At 55.2% G+C, this 21,439-nt stretch carries 18 protein-coding genes and 1 tRNA gene; 13 read left to right on the top strand and 6 right to left on the bottom strand.

Annotated features, from left to right (window positions below):
• The first annotated feature begins 28 nt into the window (after nucleotides 1-28).
• Nucleotides 29-1,054, top strand: coding sequence for a hypothetical protein (locus tag ACLTX1_RS08920; RefSeq protein ID WP_308448912.1), 1,026 nt, complete (start codon nucleotides 29-31; stop codon nucleotides 1,052-1,054).
• 242 nt (nucleotides 1,055-1,296) lie between these two features.
• On the opposite strand, the gene ACLTX1_RS08925 is transcribed toward ACLTX1_RS08920, so the two are convergent.
• The 3 genes from ACLTX1_RS08925 to ACLTX1_RS08935 all read right to left on the bottom strand — a co-directional run bounded on the left by ACLTX1_RS08925 (nucleotide 1,297) and on the right by ACLTX1_RS08935 (nucleotide 7,550).
• Nucleotides 1,297-3,552, bottom strand: coding sequence for a hydratase (locus ACLTX1_RS08925; protein ID WP_308449024.1), 2,256 nt, complete (start codon nucleotides 3,550-3,552; stop codon nucleotides 1,297-1,299).
• A 159-nt stretch (nucleotides 3,553-3,711) separates the two neighbouring features.
• Nucleotides 3,712-6,435, bottom strand: coding sequence for an SbcC/MukB-like Walker B domain-containing protein (locus tag ACLTX1_RS08930; RefSeq protein WP_412330795.1), 2,724 nt, complete (start codon nucleotides 6,433-6,435; stop codon nucleotides 3,712-3,714).
• A complete protein-coding gene (locus ACLTX1_RS08935; protein WP_412330796.1) occupies nucleotides 6,432-7,550 on the bottom strand; it encodes an exonuclease SbcCD subunit D in 1,119 nt (372 codons plus the stop codon). The genes ACLTX1_RS08930 and ACLTX1_RS08935 overlap by 4 nt, the downstream gene beginning before the upstream one ends.
• A gap of 132 nt (nucleotides 7,551-7,682) precedes the next feature.
• Here ACLTX1_RS08935 and ACLTX1_RS08940 point away from each other — a divergent pair, with 132 nt between their 5' ends.
• Nucleotides 7,683-9,173: a D-alanyl-D-alanine carboxypeptidase family protein gene (locus ACLTX1_RS08940; RefSeq protein ID WP_412330797.1), complete on the top strand. Its 1,491-nt coding sequence runs from the start codon at nucleotides 7,683-7,685 to the stop codon at nucleotides 9,171-9,173.
• Nucleotides 9,174-9,570: 397 nt separating this feature from the next.
• Here the strand turns inward: ACLTX1_RS08940 and ACLTX1_RS08945 are convergent.
• Nucleotides 9,571-9,647: transfer RNA gene (locus ACLTX1_RS08945), tRNA-Met, on the bottom strand.
• Nucleotides 9,648-9,884: 237 nt separating this feature from the next.
• Nucleotides 9,885-10,679: a LytTR family DNA-binding domain-containing protein gene (locus ACLTX1_RS08950; protein ID WP_343284855.1), complete on the bottom strand. Its 795-nt coding sequence runs from the start codon at nucleotides 10,677-10,679 to the stop codon at nucleotides 9,885-9,887.
• Between the two features lie 338 nt (nucleotides 10,680-11,017).
• On the opposite strand from ACLTX1_RS08950, the gene ACLTX1_RS08955 reads away from it, so the two are divergent.
• The 7 genes from ACLTX1_RS08955 to ACLTX1_RS08985 all read left to right on the top strand — a co-directional run bounded on the left by ACLTX1_RS08955 (nucleotide 11,018) and on the right by ACLTX1_RS08985 (nucleotide 15,870).
• A complete protein-coding gene (locus ACLTX1_RS08955) occupies nucleotides 11,018-11,401 on the top strand; it encodes an RNHCP domain-containing protein (protein ID WP_412330798.1) in 384 nt (127 codons plus the stop codon).
• Nucleotides 11,391-11,807: an RNHCP domain-containing protein gene (locus ACLTX1_RS08960; RefSeq protein ID WP_412330799.1), complete on the top strand. Its 417-nt coding sequence runs from the start codon at nucleotides 11,391-11,393 to the stop codon at nucleotides 11,805-11,807. Before ACLTX1_RS08955 ends, ACLTX1_RS08960 begins: the two co-directional genes overlap by 11 nt.
• Nucleotides 11,808-11,883: 76 nt before the next feature.
• The gene (locus ACLTX1_RS08965) at nucleotides 11,884-12,180 is read left to right on the top strand and encodes a cysteine-rich small domain-containing protein (protein ID WP_176820330.1); all 297 of its coding nucleotides are present in this window, start codon (nucleotides 11,884-11,886) and stop codon (nucleotides 12,178-12,180) included.
• Nucleotides 12,177-13,079, top strand: coding sequence for a LysR family transcriptional regulator (locus ACLTX1_RS08970; protein WP_412330800.1), 903 nt, complete (start codon nucleotides 12,177-12,179; stop codon nucleotides 13,077-13,079). Before ACLTX1_RS08965 ends, ACLTX1_RS08970 begins: the two co-directional genes overlap by 4 nt.
• A 121-nt stretch (nucleotides 13,080-13,200) precedes the next feature.
• Nucleotides 13,201-14,322 carry a 5-methyltetrahydropteroyltriglutamate--homocysteine S-methyltransferase gene (locus ACLTX1_RS08975; protein WP_412330801.1) on the top strand — a complete coding sequence of 374 codons (1,122 nt, stop codon included), beginning with the start codon at nucleotides 13,201-13,203 and terminating at the stop codon, nucleotides 14,320-14,322.
• 342 nt (nucleotides 14,323-14,664) lie between these two features.
• Nucleotides 14,665-15,474, top strand: a complete 810-nt coding sequence (locus tag ACLTX1_RS08980; RefSeq protein ID WP_412330802.1) for a DUF6017 domain-containing protein — start codon at nucleotides 14,665-14,667, stop codon at nucleotides 15,472-15,474.
• A 201-nt stretch (nucleotides 15,475-15,675) separates the two neighbouring features.
• Complete coding sequence (locus ACLTX1_RS08985; protein WP_176820334.1) at nucleotides 15,676-15,870, top strand: alpha/beta-type small acid-soluble spore protein; 195 nt, start codon at nucleotides 15,676-15,678, stop codon at nucleotides 15,868-15,870.
• 55 nt (nucleotides 15,871-15,925) lie between these two features.
• Here ACLTX1_RS08985 and ACLTX1_RS08990 read toward each other — a convergent pair whose 3' ends face one another.
• Nucleotides 15,926-16,360, bottom strand: coding sequence for a hypothetical protein (locus tag ACLTX1_RS08990; protein WP_412330803.1), 435 nt, complete (start codon nucleotides 16,358-16,360; stop codon nucleotides 15,926-15,928).
• 118 nt (nucleotides 16,361-16,478) lie between these two features.
• Between ACLTX1_RS08990 and ACLTX1_RS08995 the strand changes: the two genes are divergently transcribed.
• The 4 genes from ACLTX1_RS08995 to thrB all read left to right on the top strand — a co-directional run.
• Nucleotides 16,479-18,965, top strand: a complete 2,487-nt coding sequence (locus tag ACLTX1_RS08995; protein WP_412330804.1) for a transglycosylase domain-containing protein — start codon at nucleotides 16,479-16,481, stop codon at nucleotides 18,963-18,965.
• 206 nt (nucleotides 18,966-19,171) lie between these two features.
• Nucleotides 19,172-19,609 carry an ACT domain-containing protein gene (locus tag ACLTX1_RS09000; RefSeq protein ID WP_308448902.1) on the top strand — a complete coding sequence of 146 codons (438 nt, stop codon included), beginning with the start codon at nucleotides 19,172-19,174 and terminating at the stop codon, nucleotides 19,607-19,609.
• 24 nt (nucleotides 19,610-19,633) lie between these two features.
• Nucleotides 19,634-20,878, top strand: a complete 1,245-nt coding sequence (locus ACLTX1_RS09005) for a homoserine dehydrogenase (protein WP_176820338.1) — start codon at nucleotides 19,634-19,636, stop codon at nucleotides 20,876-20,878.
• A 24-nt stretch (nucleotides 20,879-20,902) separates the two neighbouring features.
• A partial coding sequence (gene thrB, locus ACLTX1_RS09010; RefSeq protein WP_412330805.1) for a homoserine kinase occupies nucleotides 20,903-21,439 on the top strand: 537 nt, incomplete at its 3' end.

Consider the following 21,439-nt stretch of genomic DNA (forward strand, 5'->3'; position numbering starts at 1 on the left):
ACAATAACCGCATAAAGGGGGCGTTTGTATGTTTTTGGATGAACTGAAAAAGAGGAATGTGCCGCGTTTAAAATCACGCGCGGAGATGTTGGAGCTTTTGCAGCGGGAGGAATACGGCTGCTTGCCGAAGGCGCCGGAATCGTTCGTTTGGGAAGCGGAGCCCGGCGTTGCGGATAATTTCTGCGCGGGCAAGGCGACGCTGGAAAAGCTGACGTTTCGCGTTGTGGTAAACGGCAAAGATTTCGCGTTCCCGGTGTATTTGGCTGTGCCGACCGCAGAGGGGGCGCACCCGTTTTTTGTCCACATCAATTTCAGAAGCGATGTGCCGGACCGCTACATGCCGACGGAGGAGCTCATCGACAACGGCTTTGCGGTGCTTTCGTTCGGCTATGAGGATGTGACGCGCGACGACGGCGACTTCACCTCCGGCCTTGCGGGTGTTCTGTATGAAAACGGCAAACGCGCGCCGCATGACGCGGGTAAAATCGCACTGTGGGCGTGGGCGGCGATGCGCTGCATGGATTACGCCGAGCACGACGAGCGGTTGGACTGCGCAAAGTCCGTTGTGTGCGGGCATTCGCGCCTCGGCAAAACGGCACTGCTCACTGCTGCGCTGGATACCCGCTTCGCGTTTGGCTACTCGAACGATTCCGGCTGTGCCGGTGCGGCGCTGTTCCGCGGCAAAAAAGGCGAGCAGCTTGACGATATTTATAGGCAGTTTCCGTTCTGGTTCAGCGAATCGTTCGGGCAGTATGTCGGCAAAACGGACGCGCTGCCGTTTGACCAGCACTACTTGCTCGCGAGCATTGCGCCGCGCTATGTATACGTGGCGTCTGCGGCGGGCGACGACTGGGCAGACCCCGCGTCCGAGCTTTTGAGCTGCTATGCGGCGGCAGCGGGGGACAAGGAGGCATTTCCCTATGAAGAAACGTCGGAAGACTACGATTTTAACCTGCACGCGGGCCGCATCGGCTATCACCGCCGTCCCGGTCTGCACTATTTCAGCCGCGAGGACTGGAACCGGTTTGTTGCGTTTTTTGAAAGCAAGCAATAAGGCGGTGTATAGCAAACGGGCGGCATGCCGCCCTTGGGAGACTCCCTGATCGGGTCTCCCACAGACGGAACGTCCACCGGAAGTTCCGTCCTCCCATCTTGATTTTTGCGAACGCAATGAGATTTCGTTTTCTGCGGAAAGCGCCTCAGGGCTTTGCCCCGAGACCCTATAAACTTTTACGTTTATAAGACGTGAAAACGGCGAAATCCTGAACAGGACTCGCCGTTTTCTTATGCTTTATTTTAATTCTTGCGGTTGAAATTGATGAGGCAGCCGGCTTTGACGATCTTCTTTTCGTCTTCCGTCATCGGGGCGATGTAAAGCTCGATCTCCTTTACTTCATCGCCGAGCACATACGCTTTAATGCTCTGCATATCGCCGTCCATGGCGTCCAAAACGTTCGGGACGAGGATATAATCACCGATCTCGAAGGCGGGCTCATTCTTCATCTGGAACGGCAGCATGCCCCAGTTCATCACGTTGGAGCGGTAACGCTTGGTGGCATACTCGGAGCAGATATTCGCAAGGCCGCCCAAGACGCGCTGGCAGCTTGCTGCCTGCTCGCGCGCAGAGCCGTCGCCGGGCTTCACGCAGTAAATGACGCTGCCGATTTCGATTGTCTTTTCATCGACGTCGGGCAGGATGTTTTTCACTTTCCCGAGTGCGCTTTTCAGAGCTTCATCGCTTTGTGCTTCGCCCGCAAGTCTCGCTTTTTCGAGTGCACGGACATCCTTTGCACGCTGCACGTAACCGGGGTCGCGGCGGGAGAGTGTGAACTCCGCAAGCCCCAGTGGGTTGGAGCGGTACGAAGACGTTTCGCCGGACGGGATCAATTCGTCGGTCGTTGTGACCTTATCCATGATCTTTGAGCAGACGCGCAGCAGAATGTTCTGCGCAAGTGCCTCCTGCTCCGGCCAATCCTTGATGTTCGGGCCGTAGATGAGCTTATCCTCCGGCTCTGCCTTGCCGAAGCCGTTGTAAATGCGGGCGCGGTAGGAGGAATCATCGTAGTTGTATTCCGGCACTTCGTAGTTGTCCGCGTACTTTTCGGCGGAGGTCAAAATGCCGCCGTTTGCCGCCGTTGCCGCGATAGAACGTGCGTCCATGAGTGCGACGGCGCTCAGTTGGCCTGCGCCCGGCTTGGAGCCTTCGCGGTTCGGGAAGTTGCGTGTGGCGTGGCGGATGCTCAGCGCGTTATTCGCCGGTGTATCACCTGCGCCGAAGCACGGGCCGCAGAATGCGGTCTTCACGATGGCGCCCGTCGCCATGAGGTCGGAAATGGCACCCTTTGCGAGCAGGTCCATAAACACCGGCTGTGAGGACGGGTAGACGTCCAGTGTGAATTCGCCCTGACCGCACTGCGCGCCCTTTAAGATGTGCGCTGCCGCCATGACGTTCGTATATGTGCCGCCCGCGCAGCCCGCAATGATGCCCTGCTGCACCTGCAAACCCTTTGGGGTGATCTTATCCGTCAGACTGAATTCGATATCCTTGCCTTCCGTCAAGCGTGCGGCTTCCTTTTCTACTTCGCGCAGGATGTCGCCGAGATTCGCGTTCAATTCGTCAATCTCAAACGCGTTGCTCGGGTGGAATGGCAGCGCGATCATCGGCTTTACGGTGGAAAGGTCTACATAGACCAAGCCGTCGTAGTATGTCACGTCGGCCGGCTTTAACTCGCGGTAATCGTCCGCGCGGCCGTGCTTTGCAAGGTAGGCCTTCGTGTCGTCGTCTGTGCACCAGACGGAGGTGAGACATGTGGTCTCGGTCGTCATGACGTCCACGCCGTTGCGGTAATCGGTCGTCATGCTCTTGATGCCGGGGCCGACGAACTCCATGACCTTGTTTTTTACGTAGCCGTTTTTAAACACCGCGCCGATGATGGCAAGCGCGATGTCCTGCGGGCCCACGCCCGGGCGCGGCTTGCCGGTGAGGTACACCGCCACAACGCCGGGGTACGCGACATCGTACGTGTTTTCGAGCAGCTGCTTGACGAGCTCGCCGCCGCCTTCGCCGATGGCCATGGTGCCGAGCGCACCGTAGCGCGTGTGGGAATCGGAGCCGAGAATCATTTTGCCGCAGCCCGCCATGGCCTCGCGCATGTACTGGTGAATGACCGCCATGTGGGGCGGCACATAAATGCCGCCGTATTTGCGTGCGGCGGAAAGGCCGAACACGTGGTCGTCCTCGTTGATGGTGCCGCCCACGGCGCACAAGCTGTTGTGGCAGTTTGTGAGCACGTAGGGGATGGGGAACTTCTCCATGCCGGAGGCGCGCGCCGTCTGAATGATGCCGACGAACGTGATGTCGTGCGAGGCGAGCGCATCAAATTTTAAGCGCAGGTTCTGCATATCCTCTGCGGTGTTGTGCGCTTTTAAAATGGAATAGGCAATGGTACCCTGTTTTGCCGTGTCTTTTTGATAGGTCTCGGGTGCAGCGGCTTCCGGCACGATCTCTGTGCCGTTCACAAGGTAAACGCCGCCGTCATAAAGCTTTACCATATTCATTCACCGAAACTTCCGAAGGAGCCCGGAAGCAATCCTTTCTTTTAGCATTGCATGGCCGCGCAGAAAATCCTGCGCTTAGTTGCTTTCAGTATAGCATAATAAAGGCGGATTTGCAATTTGCATTTCTGCTTTTTCATTTTGTTCAAAAACGGTTCAGTCTTCCGCGATGACTTTTGCTGCGGCGGAGCCCGAAGCGGTCTTCCAAATGCGGATCATCGTCGGGATGCGGCTTTGCAGTTCCGAAACGTGAGAGATGATACCGACGACGCGCCCGCTTTGGCGGATGCTCTCGAGCGCACGCATGGCGGTATCGAGCGTGTCGGTATCGAGCGAGCCGAAGCCCTCGTCGATGAAAATGGAATCGAGCCGCACCGCGCCCGAGTAGCTCTGCACGACGTCCGAAAGCCCGAACGCGAGGGAAAGGGATGCCAAAAACTGCTCGCCGCCCGAAAGTGTCTCTACGGAGCGGCACGTGCCGCTCATGCCGTCCAAAACCTCAATGTCAAGCCCGCCGTAGCCCGCGCCGCTTTTGCCCTGCTTGTGCTGCAAGGCGTAGCGCCCGCGGCTTAAAACGGAGAAAAAGCGGTTTGCGCTCTGAATGGTCTCGTCGAGCATCATGCCGAGCACGTACTGCAAAAGCGGCACGCGCAAGGCGTTGCTGCGGCCGGTCACGTACCCCGCAAGCTTTGCTGCGCGGCTGTACTGTACGTCGAGCGCGGCGGCTTCCTCCGTGTATTGCTGCACGGCGGCGGCGCTTTCCGTAATGGTGCGCAGGTCGGAGCCAAAGCGCCCAAGCTGCACGGAAAGCGTCTGCGTTTCGGTGCTTTTTGCGTCCAGCTCCGCTTTGCTTTGCGGGAGGTCCTTTTCCGGCGCTGCGCCGAGGGCATTTTTCGCTTCCTTTGCGGCGAACATCTGCTGTGCGGCAGCTTTTACGGCCTCGTTTGCGGCAGAAAGCGTGTTTTCCGCGGCGTGGAACGCTTCCTCAAGCGCTGCGGTCTCCTGCTCGAGCACACGAATGCGCTTTTGTATTTCGGTCATCTCCAATGTGATTTGCGCCGCATCGCGCACGGCGTCCATGGCGCTTAATTGGCGGCGCTTTTCTTCCAAAGCGGCGCGGCAGGCGGCAAGCGCGGCGTTGTGGCGGCTCTCGACCTGCATAAGCGCTTCGCGTTCCGCTTTGAGTGTCTCAAGTTTCTTGTGTGCGGCCGGCGCCTGCGCTGCAAGCTTTTGCGCTTCGTTGAGCGCCGTTTGCGCCGCAATGTAGGCCGCGGTGAGCACTTCTTCGCTTTCTGTGATACTTTTTGCGGCATCGTTTGCGGCGTTTAATTGTGCGAAAGCGACCTCGTGCCGCGCTTTTGCGGCGGCGGCCGTCTGCTCGGCGCGGCTTTGCTCCTGCCGCAGGTCTTCAAGCTTTTTGCGCAGCGCATCAAGTTCTTCTTTCGTCGTTTCGCCTGCGCACGGCGCGGCGAGCACGGGGTGGTGCACCGCGCCGCAAACGGGGCAGGGCGTGCCGTCCGTGAGCCCTGTGGCGAGCGCGGCGGCGCTGTTTTGGTTCCACTTGGCTTCTGCCGCCGAGAGCAGCTTATCCTGCCCCACGACGGTCAGCCGCGCGGTGCGCGCCGCGTCTTCGGCAGCTCCCCACAATTTTTTGCACTGCGCTTCGGCTTTGGCGGCGTCACTGCGCGTTTTCAGCGCGGCAAGCTGTTCGCTTAAGATGGTCTGCGTCTGTAAGAGCGACGCGAGCCGGTCTTTTGCGGCATCGGCCTTTTCGGTGAATGCTTCGCCTACCGCGATTCGCCGCAGCACCTCCGGCAGCTTTTGGCGGTCGTCCTCTGCCTGCTTCTGCACGGCGCGTTCGCGCTCCTCCTCGGCGCGCAGTTCGTTTAAAAGCTGCTCCTTTTGCAGGCTGCGTTCCTGCTCTGCGCGCAGCTGTTCGCTTCGTTTTAAAAGCGTGTCCTTTTCGGCGGTCAGCTTTGTAAGTCCCGCGCGGTTCTGCTCGGCGCGCGTATACTGCGCTTTGGCGGAAGCTGCCCGCGTTTCGGCGGTTTTCAGCTGCGCTTCGGCATCGGTCTCGGCTTTTTGGCACTGCTCAAATTGCAGTGCACGGGTGTATTGCTTTTGTGCGAGAGTCAGTGCTTCTTTCGCGGCGGCGAGCGCTTTTTCGGTTCGTGCGCATTCTGATCGAAGCGCTTCTGTTTGCACGGCGAGCGCCTCGGCGGTCTCCGCGCCATGCTTTTCGAGCAGCGATTTCAGTTTTGTCTCGCATGTTTCGCGCTTTGCGTACAGCTTTTTTTGGCGCTCCGTAAATTTCATCGCGATGCGTTCCCATAGCTCGCAGGAGAAAAGCGTTTTCAAAATGGCTGCTTTTTCGGTAGAATTCGCGCGCAGAAGCTGCATGAATTTGCCCTGCGGCAGCACGATGACCTGCGAAAATTGCTCGGCGGTGAGGGAAAGCAGGTTTTCCGCGTATCCTGTCACATTGCGCGCCGCACCCGAAGCGGCAAGCGCCCAGCCGTCTGCCGTGCGGCGCTTGCACTCGTTTTCTTCCTCGGTGATAAAATCGTCGCTGCCGCGCTTTTTGCGGCGGTACAGCGCGCGGCGGAAGCAATATTCGTCTTCGCCGAGCGCAAAATGATAGACGACCTCGGTGCGGTCGCTGTCCGCGGCGGCAAGACAACGCATATCTTGAAACGTGCGCCGCCCGCCCGTCGATTTATAAAAGAGCGCGATGCTCATGGCGTCGAGCAGCGTCGTTTTGCCGCCGCCCGTCTGTCCGGTGATGAGGAACAGCCCCGCTTCGTTCAGCTTTTCAAAATCGATGACGGTGTGCTCCAGATACGGCCCAAACGCCGAAAGCTCCAAACGGATCGGTCTCACGTTGCATCGCCCTCCAGTTCCTTTAGAATTTCCGCAAGCAGCGCTTCGTCCTCCGGCTGCGCTTCCTCACCGCAGACCTCCTTTAAAAAGCCGCGGAAAAGCTCCGCGCGGCTGCGGCTGTGCAGATCGGCTTCCGCCTGCGTGCCTGTGTGCTGCTTTAAAAACCACGTGCTGCGCACGCCGAGTACATTCGGGTAATAGGGGCGCAGTCGGTCGGCCGGGCGGAAAACCGGCTCGTCGTCGGTGAGCAGAATTTCCACATAGTCTTCATTGGGCGCCGCCTGTCCGTTTTCGAGCAGCGCCGCAAACGTACCCTCTATGCGCTTTACGTCGTGCAGAGGGGTTACGGGGATGCACGTTGTTTCCACCGTGTCGCCGAGCGTGACGAGCGTCATGCTTTTTTTCTGGTGCGCTTCGTCTACGGAATATTTGAGCGGTGAGCCCGCGTAGCGCGCCGTGTCGCCTGCCCTTTGCGCCGCGTGCAGGTGCCCGAGCGCCGCATAGTCAAACGGGGAGAAGACATCCGTCGGCACATCGCCCGCGCCGCCAACGAAAATGCGGCTTTCGGAATCGGAGGTGGAGGCCCCCGCCGCAAAGCAGTGCGCGACCAAAACGTGCTTTTTCGCGGGGTCAAACGCCTTTTCCATTTTTTCCACCGCCGCGCGCATGCAGGCCCCTGCACCGCGCAGCGTTTCATCGCCTAAAAAATCGCGCATCTGAGCGTTTTCAAAGTACGGCAGCGGGAAAATCTGTATGTTGCCGATCTCGACCGGCGTAAACGCGTCTTTAAGCTCCGTGATGATATGGATGCCGTGCCGCGCAAGCAGGTTTTTGCCCACCGCAATGCGGTCCGGGCTGTCGTGGTTGCCGGAAATGATGACGGCGGGGATGCTCCGTTCGCACAGCGCATCGATGAGCTCGTCGAATAAATGAATCGCGTCGACCGAGGCAATCTGCCGGTCGTACAGATCGCCCGCAATGAGCAGCGCATCGGGCTTATATTCATCCAGCGCAGGCAAAAGCGACTGCCGCACAAAATGCCGCTGGTCATCCATTAAGCTGCGACCGTACAAAAGCCTGCCGAAGTGCAGGTCTGCAATATGTAAAAGCTGCATAGCGTCTCCTTTTAAATTTTTAATCTGACTTTTTTCTGAATTTGCCGGCGAGCACCTTTTCAGGGGTGCCAAACCGTGCTATAATAATAAAATAGTTAACAGTATTATATCATGTCCGTTGGAGGATAAACAGTGAGAAAACATAAATTTTTATCGATATGCGCAAGCGTTTTGCTGTCGCTTTCCGTTTTGACGACCGGCGTTTTGGCCGATACAGCCGAAAGCACCGCGAGCGAAACTTCCACAGCTTCCGATACCTCGACTTCGGAAACGAATACTACGACAAACACGGTCGTGGCCAAAAGCAGCGAAATGGGCTTTCCGTGCGATAAGCTCGCAGACCCGAACAGCGCTTCTATTTATATGGTGAGCCTCGACACCGATACCGTTGTCTATACATATAATCCGGACGAGCGCCGCCCCATGGCTTCCATGACGAAGATCATGACGTATATCGTCACGGCGGAAACGGTCAGCGACCTGCAAAACACGCGCACTACGGTGCCGGAAAGCGTTGCAGAGGAGCTTGAGGGCACGGGCTCGTCTTTGGCGGAAATTCAAACGGGCGAAAGCTTTACCATCTATGAACTTTTGAACCTGATGATGGTGCCATCCGGCAATGATGCCGCGCTGACGCTTGCAAAATATGTGGATTCTTTGAATATCACGGCCGACGACCCGCAGTATGACGAAGACGGTGACGGCAAAATGAGCTGTGTGGAGCTGATGAACAAGAAGGCCGCGGAGCTTGGCTGCACGAACACGCATTTTGTGAACCCGCACGGCCTGTATGATGAAAACCACTACACCACCGCGCGCGAGATGGCGACCATTACGGAGTATGCGCTGACAATGCCGTATTTTACGGACGTCACCTCGCAGACGTATTACACGCAGCCGCCGACGAACATGACAAGCGAGGAACGCACCGTCACCACAACGAACCGCATGCTTTTGAGCTATGACGATGAGTATTACACCTATGCCACCGGCGTAAAGACCGGCTCCTTGAATGAATCCGGCTACTGCATTTCCGCCACGGCTACGTATGACGGGTACAGTTACCTTGTCGTGTGCATGGGCAGCCCGTATATCGACAGCGAGGGCAACCATATCGATTATCACGGCGAAATGTACGATGCCGCGACGCTGTTCCGCTGGGCATTTTTGAATATCGAAAACAAAACGCTCGTTACGGACGGCGAGCTTCTCGGCGAGGTGAGCCTCAAATACGCGTGGGGCAAAGACCGCCTGCAGGTGCTGGCGCAGGGCAATCTCACCGCAACACTGCCGAGCAGTCTGGAAAGCGGCGCCATCACCACAAAGCTCGATCTGCCCGAAAGCGTGAAAGCGCCCATCAAAAAGGGCGATTACGTCGGTACCGCTACGTTCTATTATAACGGCACGGAGCTTTCCACCGTTGCGCTCGTCGCCGCGGAAAGCGTGGAGCGCAGCGAAATCGTGCAGGTTTTGCAGCAGGGGCAGGAGGTGCTCACCTCCACGTGGTTTATTGTTACGGCCACCATTTTGCTGGTCTTGGCTGCCGCGTATGCTATCCTTGCCATCCTGATGAACCGTAAAAACAAAAAAGTCCGCCGCGTAAAGAAATACAGAGATTTATAAGTACAGAACAAAACCCCGATCCGTTTCATGTGCGGAATCGGGGTTTTCACGTTCACGGAGCGAACAATTCACTTGCCGTAAGGCAAATTTCACCATAATCTCCTACGTTCTCACCTGCCGGCTCGGTCGGGGCTGGGCAGTCGCCACCGGTTTGTTTTTAGTGAAATATTTTGCTGACGCAAAATGTGAAATAACGCTTCGCACACAAGTGTGCTGTGCATTGTGATATATTGCGTCTTCGCCGCAATATGAAATGAAATAAATCTCCTCACGCCCGCAGGCATTTCACAACAACCGAAGGTTGTTCTTTTACGTGCGAAGCACATTTCACAAATCTCGAAGAGATTTATTTCACTCCAAAGGAAAAACCTCATTCGTTTGAATGAGGTTTTTCCTTTGGTTGCGGGGGCAGGATTTGAACCTACGACCTTCGGGTTATGAGCCCGACGAGCTACCGAACTGCTCCACCCCGCGATATATTCACTTCTCAAGTGCTCAATTATTATACAACAGCTAAACGAAAAAAGCAAGTGTTTTTTTAAAAAAATTTAAAAATTCGTAAAGTGCTGTATTTTGTATGAAAGCGCGGTAAAGGAGGTCGAACACATGGACGCTTTATAAGGCTTTGCCTATGTGCGAGATGTTAAAAATAACCCGGTGTTGCCGGGAGCCCATAGGGGGTGAGGGAAACCACATGAACGGTGAGGAAATTTATTTCTCTTTCGCCAGCATCTCCGAGAGTCGCTTTTTCACGGTCGTGTACTTCTTTTCGGGAATGGGCAAAGTGGTGCCGTTTATAAGCGTCAAATGAAAGCGGGTGATTTCCGTCACGCGGTCGGGGTTCACAAGGTAGCTTTCGTGGCAGCGCAGAAACAGTCCCGGGTAGCGCTTATCGATCGCCGTCAGTCGCTCGGTCGATTCCCGTATGTCGTTTTGTGTGTGAATATAGGTGTGCATACCACTTGTTTCTAAGTAATCGATATACGCGGGGCGCAGGTACAGCATGGCTTTGTTCGCGCCCTTTAAAACGATGCGCGGCGCGCGGTCCTCGCCGGAAAGCACCGCCACGCGCACACGATCTTCTCCATAGTGCACGGGGTAGATCACATCGCGGTCATCGTAATCGAGTGCATTGGAAACGTGACACACGCGGATGAACGGCTGCCCGCCTTCCACCACCCACGAAAGCTGAACGCGCTGCTTTACACGCTGCATGCTGTTGTCCGGCCAAATGGTGTCTACGTCATAAAACAGCAGCACCTCAAGGACCTTGCTGCTGGGCGTCATGAGCGGCACGGTCACAAGGTCGTGCATCTCAAAGCGCAGGTTGTGGTGCTCTTCGGCAAACGTCTCGATGAGCGTTTCGCGCGTGCGGATAATCTGCGTATTTGCCGGGCCGATCCACAGCACGTCCGGGTGGCAGGCCGCCAGAAACGGCTCGATCTCATTATTGTAATACCGCGTTATAATGTCGGCGGAAAGCTGCAGCAAAGCTTGTGTAGTCATAGAGCACCTCGCAAAAAAACGTCTTATTTGTCGAAAAACAAGTTATATTTATAAATTATATTGCAATACCCTGCTAAAATCAATACAATTTTTAAAAAACCATGAGACCGGCAGAAATTTCTATGGGAGCGTAAGCTGTTATTCTGATCTCATCTATTCCGATTTGATCAATCTGCCAAGGGCAATACCGCGCACTGTCGAAAGTTTTATGTGCGGTATTGTCCCTTTTTATCGGGAATGCAAGGCGTTTTTCCCTTTACGGAATTGACGAATGCGGCGATTCATATTATACTTATTTTTATAGATATTTTCCCGAAAAACAAGGAGGAAACGACCCTATGGAATATACCCCCAAGCGTTTTCACTGCCCTGCCTGTGGCTTTGAGCCGGCGGAAAACGTGCCCGAAAAAGAATATGCCCACTGCCCGTGCTGCCTTACCGCCATCCATGAAGCGGACAGCGAGGGCTACGAATGCGGCGGCAAGCTACAGCCCATTTCCATTTGGGTGAAGCCCGATGACAGCTGGGAGATTTTAGGCCGGTGCAGCCTTTGCGGCGAGATTGCCTCTACGCCCGTTTCGGACGAGGACGACCCCGTTTTGCTGCTTTCCATTGCCGGGCGGCCGCTTTCCATGCCGCCGTTCCCACTGGAAAAAATAGAGGAGCTTACCCGCATGATGGGCGGCGCGGGCGACAAAGGAGGATATGACCGTGAACCGTGAAAATAAGCGCAGAAAATACGAAAAAGGCTACTACAAAAAACATGCGTGCTTAGACCCGTTCACGTGCAAGGTCTGCGGGCGCGAAATTCTGCCCGAGGGCGCAGGCAGTGACCACCGCAACCATTGCCCGTACTGCCTTTCGAGCGTCCATGTGGATAACGAGCCCGGCGACCGCGCATCCGCGTGCCACGGCGTCATGGAGCCCATCAGCGTGTGGGTGCGCAAAAACGGGGAGTGGGCTGTCATTCACCGCTGCACGATTTGCGGCAAAATGGGCTCTAACCGCATTGCGGCGGACGATAACCCCATGAAGCTGATGGCTTTGGCCTTGCGTCCCTACGGCAGCCCGCGTCTCGACCCAAAGCGCATCAAAAACATGGTGAAAACCATGGAAGACAAAGCATAAGAGACGATAAACGCGACCATAACCCGAGCTTCACGTTCACGTAAACGCGTACCCTGTACGCTTAAAAGGAGCCAATATGTCTCAAAATTACAGCTATTTTGCGCATAAAGAATGCGAGTATTTTCCCTGCCACAAGGGCGCGGACCCGGAAAATTTCAATTGCCTTTTCTGCTACTGCCCGCTTTACGCTTTGGGCCGCAACTGCGGCGGCGCGTTTCAATATAAAGAAAACGGCATCAAGGACTGCACGAACTGCCTTTTTCCGCACCGACGCGAAAACTACCAAAAGGTTATCGCGCGCTACAAGGATATTCTGGGCGTATTAAAACGGCTGGAAGCGGAAAACAGAACCGAAAGCGGGGAGAACGCATGACGCTTACGCAAATTCAATATGTGCTTGCCGTGGCGGAAACGGGTACCATCAGCGCGGCGGCAAAGCGGCTTTTCATCGCGCAGCCCAGCCTCACCGCGTCGATTAAGGAGCTCGAAAACGAATTGCAGGTCACGCTTTTCCGCCGCACGAACAAGGGCGTGACCTTAACGCCGGAGGGCGAGGAATTTCTCGGCTACGCGCGGCAGGTGAACAGCCAATTAGACCTTATGCGTGAGCGGTATTTCGGCGGCGCGCCCGTGCGCAGACGTTTTTGCGTTTCCACGCAGCACTATTCGTTCGCAGTGGAGGCCTTCGTGGCGCTTTTAAAGGAGCACGGCGGCGAAACGTACGATTTTCACCTGCGCGAAACGCAGACGTATGAGATCATCGAGGACGTGGCGTTATTAAAAAGCGAAGTCGGCGTTTTGTATTTAAACCCGTTCAACGAGACGGTCTTAAAAAAGACGATTAAGGCGCACGGGCTGGGATTTCACCCGCTGTTCAAAGCGGGGCCGCACGTGTTTTTGGGTGCAGAAAATCCCCTTGCAAAGCGAAAAAGCGTCACACTGGAGGACTTAGCGCCGTACCCGCGCCTTTCCTATGAGCAGGGCGACCACAATGCGTTTTATTTTTCCGAGGAAATTCAGAGCACGCTTGAGTGCGCCAAAGACATCCACGTCTGTGACCGCGCAACGCTGTTCAATCTGCTCATCGGGCTGAACGGCTACACCATTTGCAGCGGCGTCATCAACGAGAGTCTAAACGGCAAAAATATCGTCGCCGTGCCGCTCAATCTTGACGATTACATGGAAATCGGCTATCTCACGCGCGAAAACGTGGAGCCGAGCTTGTTTGCGCAATATTATATCGACGCTTTAAAGAAGTTCACAATGCAATAATGCAAACCGAAAGTGGCTTGTCATAGCAAAAACCTATGGCAAACCGCTTCTTTCTTGTATTTTACAAGGCGAAAATTTGCCTGTATACTGTAAGCACAAACTCAAACAGCAGGTGATCAACATGAAAAATATCAAACTTCCGTACCGTTACGATTATGTCGGCAGCTTTCTGCGCCCGGATGATTTGAAGAAGATTCGCGCCGATTATGAAGCCGGCAAAACCACTTACGAAGCACTGAAGGAAGCCGAAGACACCGCCATTCGCGATCTTGTCGCAAAACAGAAGGCGGCGGGTTATAAGCTGCTCACCGACGGCGAATTCCGCCGCAAGACATGGTATCTCGACTTTATGTGGGGGTTTGAGGGCGTCAGCCACGCCGCGCCCAAGGGCGGCATCCCGTTCCACGATGTCCTTGCGGTCGTCGATGACACGTACCTTACGGGCAAATTAAAGCTGACGGGTACGCACCCTTTTGTGGAGCACTTCCAGTTTGTGCAGGCGCTTGAGGACGAAAACACCGTCGCAAAGCAGACCATTCCGTCTCCGGCACAGTTCTACGAGCAGATGATCTTCCCGATGAACGCGGAGACGACGAATAAAATCTACCCGAACCGCGAAGAGCTGCTCGAGGACGTTGCAAAGATCTATCGGGCGTTCATCAAGCAGCTCTACGACGCAGGCTGCCGCAACCTGCAGCTTGATGACTGCTCTTGGGGCGTTTGCGTAGACCCCGCCGCGCCGTTTGTGTTCGGCGTGGAGCCGGAAAAGATGGGCGACATCATGGATCAGCTTTTGAAGGTCAACAACCTCGCACTTGAGGGCAAACCGGATGATCTCACCGTTGCAACCCACATTTGCCGCGGCAACTACAATTCCTCCTGGGCCAGCCGGGGCGGCTATGAGCCGGTCGCAGAGCGCCTGTTTGCGCATGAAAATGTCGATGCCTATTATCTGGAGTTCGATGACGCGCGTTCCGGCGGTTTTGAGCCGCTGCGCTTCGTCACACCGGGCAAAAAAGTCGTTTTGGGACTGATTACGTCCAAGCGCCCGGAGCTTGAGGATAAGGACGCCGTCATCGCACGCATTCACGAGGCTGCAAAGTATGTGCCGCTCGGGAACCTCTGCCTCAGCCCGCAGTGCGGCTTTGCTTCCTGCGAGGTCGGTAACAAGCTCACGGAAGAGCAGCAGTGGGCAAAGCTCGCGCTTGTAAAGGAGATCGCCGAGGAAGTCTGGGGCAAGTGATTTCTATTTCAATACCCATCGATCAAACAGGATTTCAAGAACCGCGCAGCGCCGAAAACGCCCTGCGCGGTCTTTTTTTGAAAAGATGTCCGCCAAAATCACAAACAAATGTTCTAAATTGACTTGACATTTGCGGCGGAATCCTTATAATAAACAGTAAGAGGACGACCTGCCGCACCGGGTCGTATTCGTAAAATATCGCTGTATGCCGTCGGCAGAGGAGCTTTTGCTTTTCTGACCGGCGGCTTTTTGATAGCGAAAAGGGGATGGACACGTGAAAAGGAACGCAAACGGAGGTGCAGGCGTATAAACAGGGAAGACAAGTGGAAAGATAACGCGTATTTGTTTTACAAAATGCCTAAAGTGCTTTTTGAAGACCCGGCGTATAAAAAGCTTTCGGATGGCGGCAAGCTTTTGTACTGCGTGCTTTTAAACCGCATGGGGCTTTCCAAAAAGAACGAATGGCGCGACGAAAACGGCAAGGTGTATATCTACTATACAAACCGAAAGCTGCGCGAGCTTTTCGGCTGGGGACACGATAAGGTGACGGGACGCTATAAAGAGCTGGAACGCGCCGGGCTTATCCGCCGCCGCAAGGATAAGATCGGCGGGCCGGATTCGATTTATGTGCTGCCGCTGCCCGAGGTGAGCGGGTTTTCCGCACCGGGCAGTTCGGCTTTGCAGCAGCCCCCTTTGCGGGAAATCAGCGCCGACCCGTGCGACGATTTCGCAGCAAGTAAGACTGAATATAAAAAGACAGAAATAAGAGAGAACGATCTATCTGCGGATGGATATGATGCGACTTTCTTTTCTAATCGTATTAAGGGAAATATCGATTACGACATTCTCTCGGAATACAAAGTAGACAAAGCGAAGCTTGATGAGCTCATCCGGCTGATGACGGATGTTTGCTGCGGCACAGCACCCATGGTGCGCATCGGCGGCAGCGAATACCGCAGGCAGGACGTTGCAGAGCGCTTTTTGAGCTTGGATGACGCGCATATCGAGTACGTGATGGATAAGCTGGAAAGCGGCACGGCAAACGTGAAAAACATGCGCGCGTATGCGCTGACCGTGCTTTATAACGCCCCTGCGACGATGGAGCTTGACCTTGAGCGGCAGCTGCGGCATGATTTTGCCTGCAATGCTTAATTTTCATTTTTCAGCGCGAAAATGAGAAGCGGGAGAAGGACAGGGGAGAGAATATTCTCTCCCGCGCGGCGCAAAAAACTGCGCATTCTTGCAAAAATTGACACGCATAATGCTCCTTTCATCATGCACAATAAGAACAACAAACGCGAAAAAAGCAGTGCGGCGCAGCGTGAAGCGCCGCCGAAAAAAGGAGAATGAAACATGAACAGCAGCAATAAGACGATGGTACCGGAAGCACAGGACGCGATGAACCGCTTTAAGATGGAAGCCGCAAACGAAGTCGGCGTCAACCTCAAGCAGGGCTATAACGGCGACCTCACCTCCCGCCAGGCGGGCTCTGTCGGCGGCCAGATGGTCAAAAAGATGATCAAGTCCTACGAAGAAAGCATGAAGTAAAAGACATTTAGGCAAATCGGGGACGTCCGGCAGCGGGCGTCCTCTTTTTGCGGTTTTATTCATAGTCTTCAATCAGCTTGCAGGCTTCCGAGAGCGTTTCGACACGAATGCCGCGGGCGAGCAGGCGGCGGTCTTCCTCCGTAAGGCTGCTAAGCGGCGTTTCAATGCAGTAAATGGGCACATCGTTTCCGTCTTTGAAAACAGCCACGCAGCCGTTATAGGCGCGCACGGTGAAGAATGTTTCGTATTCCTTAAAATTTGCTGAATTTGCGGCGCTCTCCCGGTCGGTTTCTTGACTTGCCGCATCGTTTGGGCTATAATAAACGGAAGAGTCGCTTTCTGCTTTTGCGGGGTCTGCCGTAGCTTCCCGGGCATCGCGTGCGGAAAACACGGAGAGCGTGCACAGCGCGGCGAAAAGGATAAAGATCGCCGCCCATGCGCCGTACCGCTGCCGAGCGGCGTGCATAAGGGACTCAAGACGCATTTTCATGACTATACATCCTTTCTAAGTAGGATTTGCCCTGCGGCTTTAGTATCGCCAAGGTTTGCCAATTTATGCAGACAAAGTGCGCTTTTGCCGCGCAATTTGATTTTTCAGGAGGTCAAACGTGCTGAAAAAAGACATCAATAAGTACAACACGGCGCAGCCGAGCGGAAGACCCATGGGCCGTACAGACGGCGAAACGGCCCGCGCGGCCGGCAGCACGGCACATGCGGTGCTTACCATGTTCGGCAAGCTCCTCAAGACGGTGCTTTGCATCTGCATCATCACCGGTTGCCTTGTGGGCTTGAGCGTGGCGGCCGTCATTTGGAGCTACCACGGTGTGGAGATGAACGCAAGCCTTGCTTCCTTTAAACTGAAGGAATCGAGCTTTATGTATGTGACGGATTCCCTGCACATAGACAGCGTGGACAATGCGGAATGGACGCAGCGCCTGCGCTATAACGCCGAAGAGATCCGCACGCGCGTTGATTTCACGCAGATTCCGGACATTATGAAGGAAGCGATGATCTCAATCGAAGATAAGCGCTTTTACGAGCACCACGGCGTAGACTGGAAGCGTACGTTAGGCGCGGTATACGGCATGGCGACCGGCAACGATACCGCCGGCGGCTCCACCATCACGCAGCAGCTTATCAAGAACCTGACGGGTGAAAATCAGGTGAGCGTCATGCGTAAGGTGAAGGAAATCTTCATGGCGCTGAACCTTGAAAAGAAGTATACTAAGGATGAAATTCTCGAAGCATACCTGAACCTTGTCAACTACGGCAACGGCTATTACGGCGTGGAAGCCGCGGCAAAGGGCTACTTCGGCAAGGACATTTGGGACTGCAACATTGCGGAGTGTGCGACCATTGCCGCGACGACGCAAAACCCGGCCGCGCTGTGCGTGTTCTACCACCCGGAGGCGAACCGCAAGCGCCGCGAGCTTGTCATCTCCGAAATGTACGACCAAGGGCGTATCACGCGCGCGGAGTACGACGAGGCGATGGAGCAATCCGCAAACCTGAAGCTGCGCGGCGTGGACTTTGAAATGGACGACGAAGAAGAGGAGACCGATACCCAGAGCGTTTCCACCGAGGTGTGGAACTGGTATGAGGAAGAGGTGTTCAACGACACCGTTGACCTGCTTATGCAGTATGCAAACCTCGACCGCGACATGGCAATCGACCTCATTTATAACGGCGGTCTCAAGATCTACTCCGCCGAATATGTGCCGATGCAGGAGGCGTTTGAAAACTACCTGAAAAACAACTGGCAGGAGTTTACGAGCGACAGCGGCATTTGGAGCGGCGTGTGCCTGATGGAGTATGACGGCAGAATCCTCTGCGTGAACACGAACCAGGCAAACGATGACAACGAGCTTTTGAAAAAGACCGGCAACCGCGTGCAGAACAACGTTTCGTACTCCACGAACCAGCCGGGTTCTTCCATTAAGCCCATCAGCGTGTATGCGCCGGCGTTGGAGAACAATCTCATCACGTACGGCTCCGTGCTGAAGGATGAGCCGCTGCCGAACTACTTTGATGACGGCAGCGCGGGCCCGAACAACTTTGAAGGTACGTTCGCCGGTACGGTGAATGTGGATCAGGCCATTACGGAATCTCTGAACGCCCCGGTGGCACAGCTCATCAACCAGATGTCGCCGCTTGTAAGTTACCAGTTCCTCACGCAGAACCTGCACATCACGTCGCTTTCGGAGGAAGACTCCTACAACGTCGGCGGCGTGGCCATCGGCGGTTTGACAAACGGTATCTCTGTACGCGAGATGACCGGCGCGTACCAGATCTTCGGCAACGGCGGCAAGTATTACACCCCGTACACCGTGTACCGCATTGAGGATAACGAAGGCAACGTGATCTACGATTACCAGCAGAATCACAGCGAGGAGCAGGCAATCTCGTTTGATACGGCGACCATTATGAATAAGCTGCTGCACCTGCCGATCAACGGTACGGACACGGATGCATACCCCACGGCAAATATGGTGCGCCGCGACGACCTTGACCAGATCGGCAAGACCGGTACGACCGAAGACAGCAACGACGTGTGGTACATGGGCGGCACGACCGCTTTCGTGTGCGGCATCTGGAACGGCCACGAATATAAGGAAGAGATTTACGACACGAACAGCGCGAAGAAGATGTACAACGGCATCATCGACTGGATGGAAGCGAACTACTACGACTTCCTCCACAGCGGCAGCTATGTGCTGAGCGACAATGTGGTGCAGCTTTCCTACTGCCGCGACAGCGGCCTGCGCCCCGGCCCGAACTGCGTGCACATTGCAAACGGCTGGTATTCACAGAACAACATTCCGAGGACGTGTGACGGAGGATCCGACCACATTGCAAGGACGAGCGCCACGGCAACGCCGTCGCCGAGCATAGAGCCGAGCATGGAGCCGAGCCCGTCCCCGAGCGAGGAGCCTACGGCATCGCCGACGGCGGAGGCCACGCCGACCTTGGCCCCGACCGCAACGCCGGCCCCGACGCCGGAGCCTACCCCGGAACCGACGCCGGAGCCTACCCCGGAACCGCCGGTAGAGCCTACCCCGGAACCGCCGACAGAGCCGGAAACACCGGCGGCGTAAAGCGGTTTGCAGAATGCAGACCATGATAAAAATTTAACGTGTATTATGCAGGACTCACTCATTTTAAGAGTGGGTCCTGTTGCTTTTTGTACGAGATAGATCAAAATAAGAAAAAGGGGGAAAGGAAAGAAATTTGGGTTGAATTTTGCCGAAAAGTGTGCTACACTGTTTATCGACGCAATACAAACGTACTTAGGTGGTGGACAATGGAAAATACATCGTTTCTTTTGATCGACGAATCCGTTCTGCCGGAGGTATACCAGAAGGTCATCCGCGTGAACCAGCTTCTGGAGACCGGCGAAGCCTCAAACACCTCAGAGGCGGTCAAGATGGCGGGCATCTCCCGCAGTGTATATTATAAGTATAAAAACGCCGTTTTTCCGTATACAAAAAAGGAAACGGGCTCCATTATGACGGTGCAGGTCGTGTTAAACGACAAGCCCGGCGTGCTTGTGAACCTTTTGACGGTATTCTATAAGGCGAACGCGAACATTCTGACCATTAACCAGAATATTCCGGTGAAGGGCAAAGCGTTCGTTTCGGTCTCGGCGCGAAGCGAAAACATGAGCATTGAGATTGATGAGCTTTTGAAGCGCCTTTTTGAGGTGCAGGGCGTTATTAAGATTGACAGCATCGTCGGTTAAATCCGCGTGGAAAGGAAAATGGAAATGGCAAACATAGCAGTTCTCGGCCACGGCGTGGTCGGCTCCGGCGTTTTGGAGGTGCTTACCTCTCACGCGGCGAGCATCGCGAAGCGCGCGAAGGAAGAGATCCATGTTAAATATATTCTGGACTTAAAGGAGTTCCCGGGCCTGCCGTACAGCGACCGCTTTACGAAGGATTTCAACGTCATTTTAAATGACCCCGAGGTGCAAATCGTCGTGGAAGTGATGGGCGGCCTGCACCCGGCGTATGACTTTGTGAAGGCGTGTCTGGAAAACGGCAAGAGCGTTGTGACCTCCAATAAAGAGCTTGTGGCACAAAAGGGCGCGGAGCTCCTTGCAATCGCGCAGGCGAATAACCTCAACTTCCTGTTTGAGGCGAGCGTCGGCGGCGGCATTCCGATCATCCGCCCCATCAGCCAGTGCCTTGCCGCAAACGATGTAACGGAGATTGCCGGTATTTTGAACGGCACGACGAACTTCATTTTGACGAAGATGATCCGCGAGCAGATGAACTTTGAAGACGCTTTGAAGCTTGCACAGCAGCTTGGTTACGCGGAGCGCAACCCGAGCGCCGATGTGGAGGGCCTGGACGCCTGCCGCAAGATCTGCATTTTGGCGTCTTTGGCGTTCGGCACGCACGTGTACCCGGATTCCGTTTACACAGAGGGCATTACGAAGATCACGCTGCAGGACGTCGATTTTGCAGACGTTTGGGGCGGTGTTATTAAGCTCATCGGCTCTGTGAAAAAGCTCGAAAACGGACAGGTGCATATTATGGTTTGCCCGATGTTCGTGCACCGCGGCAGCCAACTTGCGAGCGTGGACGATGTATTCAACGGCATTATGGTGCGCGGCGACGCGACGGGCGACGTGGTGTTCTACGGCAAAGGCGCGGGCAAGCTGCCCACGGCGAGTGCCGTTGTGGCGGACGTCATCGACTGTGTGAAGCACTTTAAGGCGCGCAAGTACCTCTTCTGGGAGGATGCAAAGCCGAACTACGTGGCGGATTTCGGCAGCATGGAAACGTCCGCATTCGTGCGCGTTTCCGCCAAGGACAGCGATACGGCGCTGAACACGGCGGCGGACGTCTTCGGTAAGATTACGCCGCTGCTCGCGAAAAGACCGGTACAGGGTGAGGCGGGCTTTACGGTGGAAAACCTTACGGAGAAGGAACTCAGCGATAAGCTGGCAGCGCTGGAAGCGCGCGGCGTAAAGGTTGAAGGCCGTATTCGCATCTCCGATTATTGATAAAAGCGGAAAGGGGAAAGCTTTATGATCCGAATCGATATTCCGGCAACCAGTGCCAACCTTGGCTCCGGTTTTGACTCGCTCGGCATTGCGCTGACCATGTGCAACCGCGTGTGGATGGAAGAAGCGGACGAGCTGAAGATTACGACGACGGACAAGATCAAAGTGCCGACCGATGAGACGAACCTCATTTACTGGGCGGCGCGGCATTTGTACCAGATCTGCGGCAAAACGCTGCCGGGTCTGCATATCATTCAGGAAAACAACATTCCGATGGCGCGTGGCCTCGGCAGTTCTTCGGCGTGCATCGTGGCCGGTATTTTGGGCGCGAACCGCATGCTTGGCTCGCCGATGTCGCAGAGCGACCTCATTAACCTTGCGGCGCAGATTGAAGGGCACCCGGATAACACGAGCCCGGCAATCTCCGGCGGTCTTGTCGCTTCTGCCATGGAGGGCAAGCGCGTGTACAGCGTTTCCGTGCCGGTTTCCGGCAAGATCAGCTTTGCGGTGATGATCCCGCCGTTCGAGCTCAAAACGGAGAAAGCCCGCGGCGTGCTGCCG

This window comes from Hominenteromicrobium sp. (assembly GCF_046974225.1).
GTDB classification, from domain to species: Bacteria; Bacillota; Clostridia; order Oscillospirales; family Acutalibacteraceae; genus Hominenteromicrobium; species Hominenteromicrobium mulieris.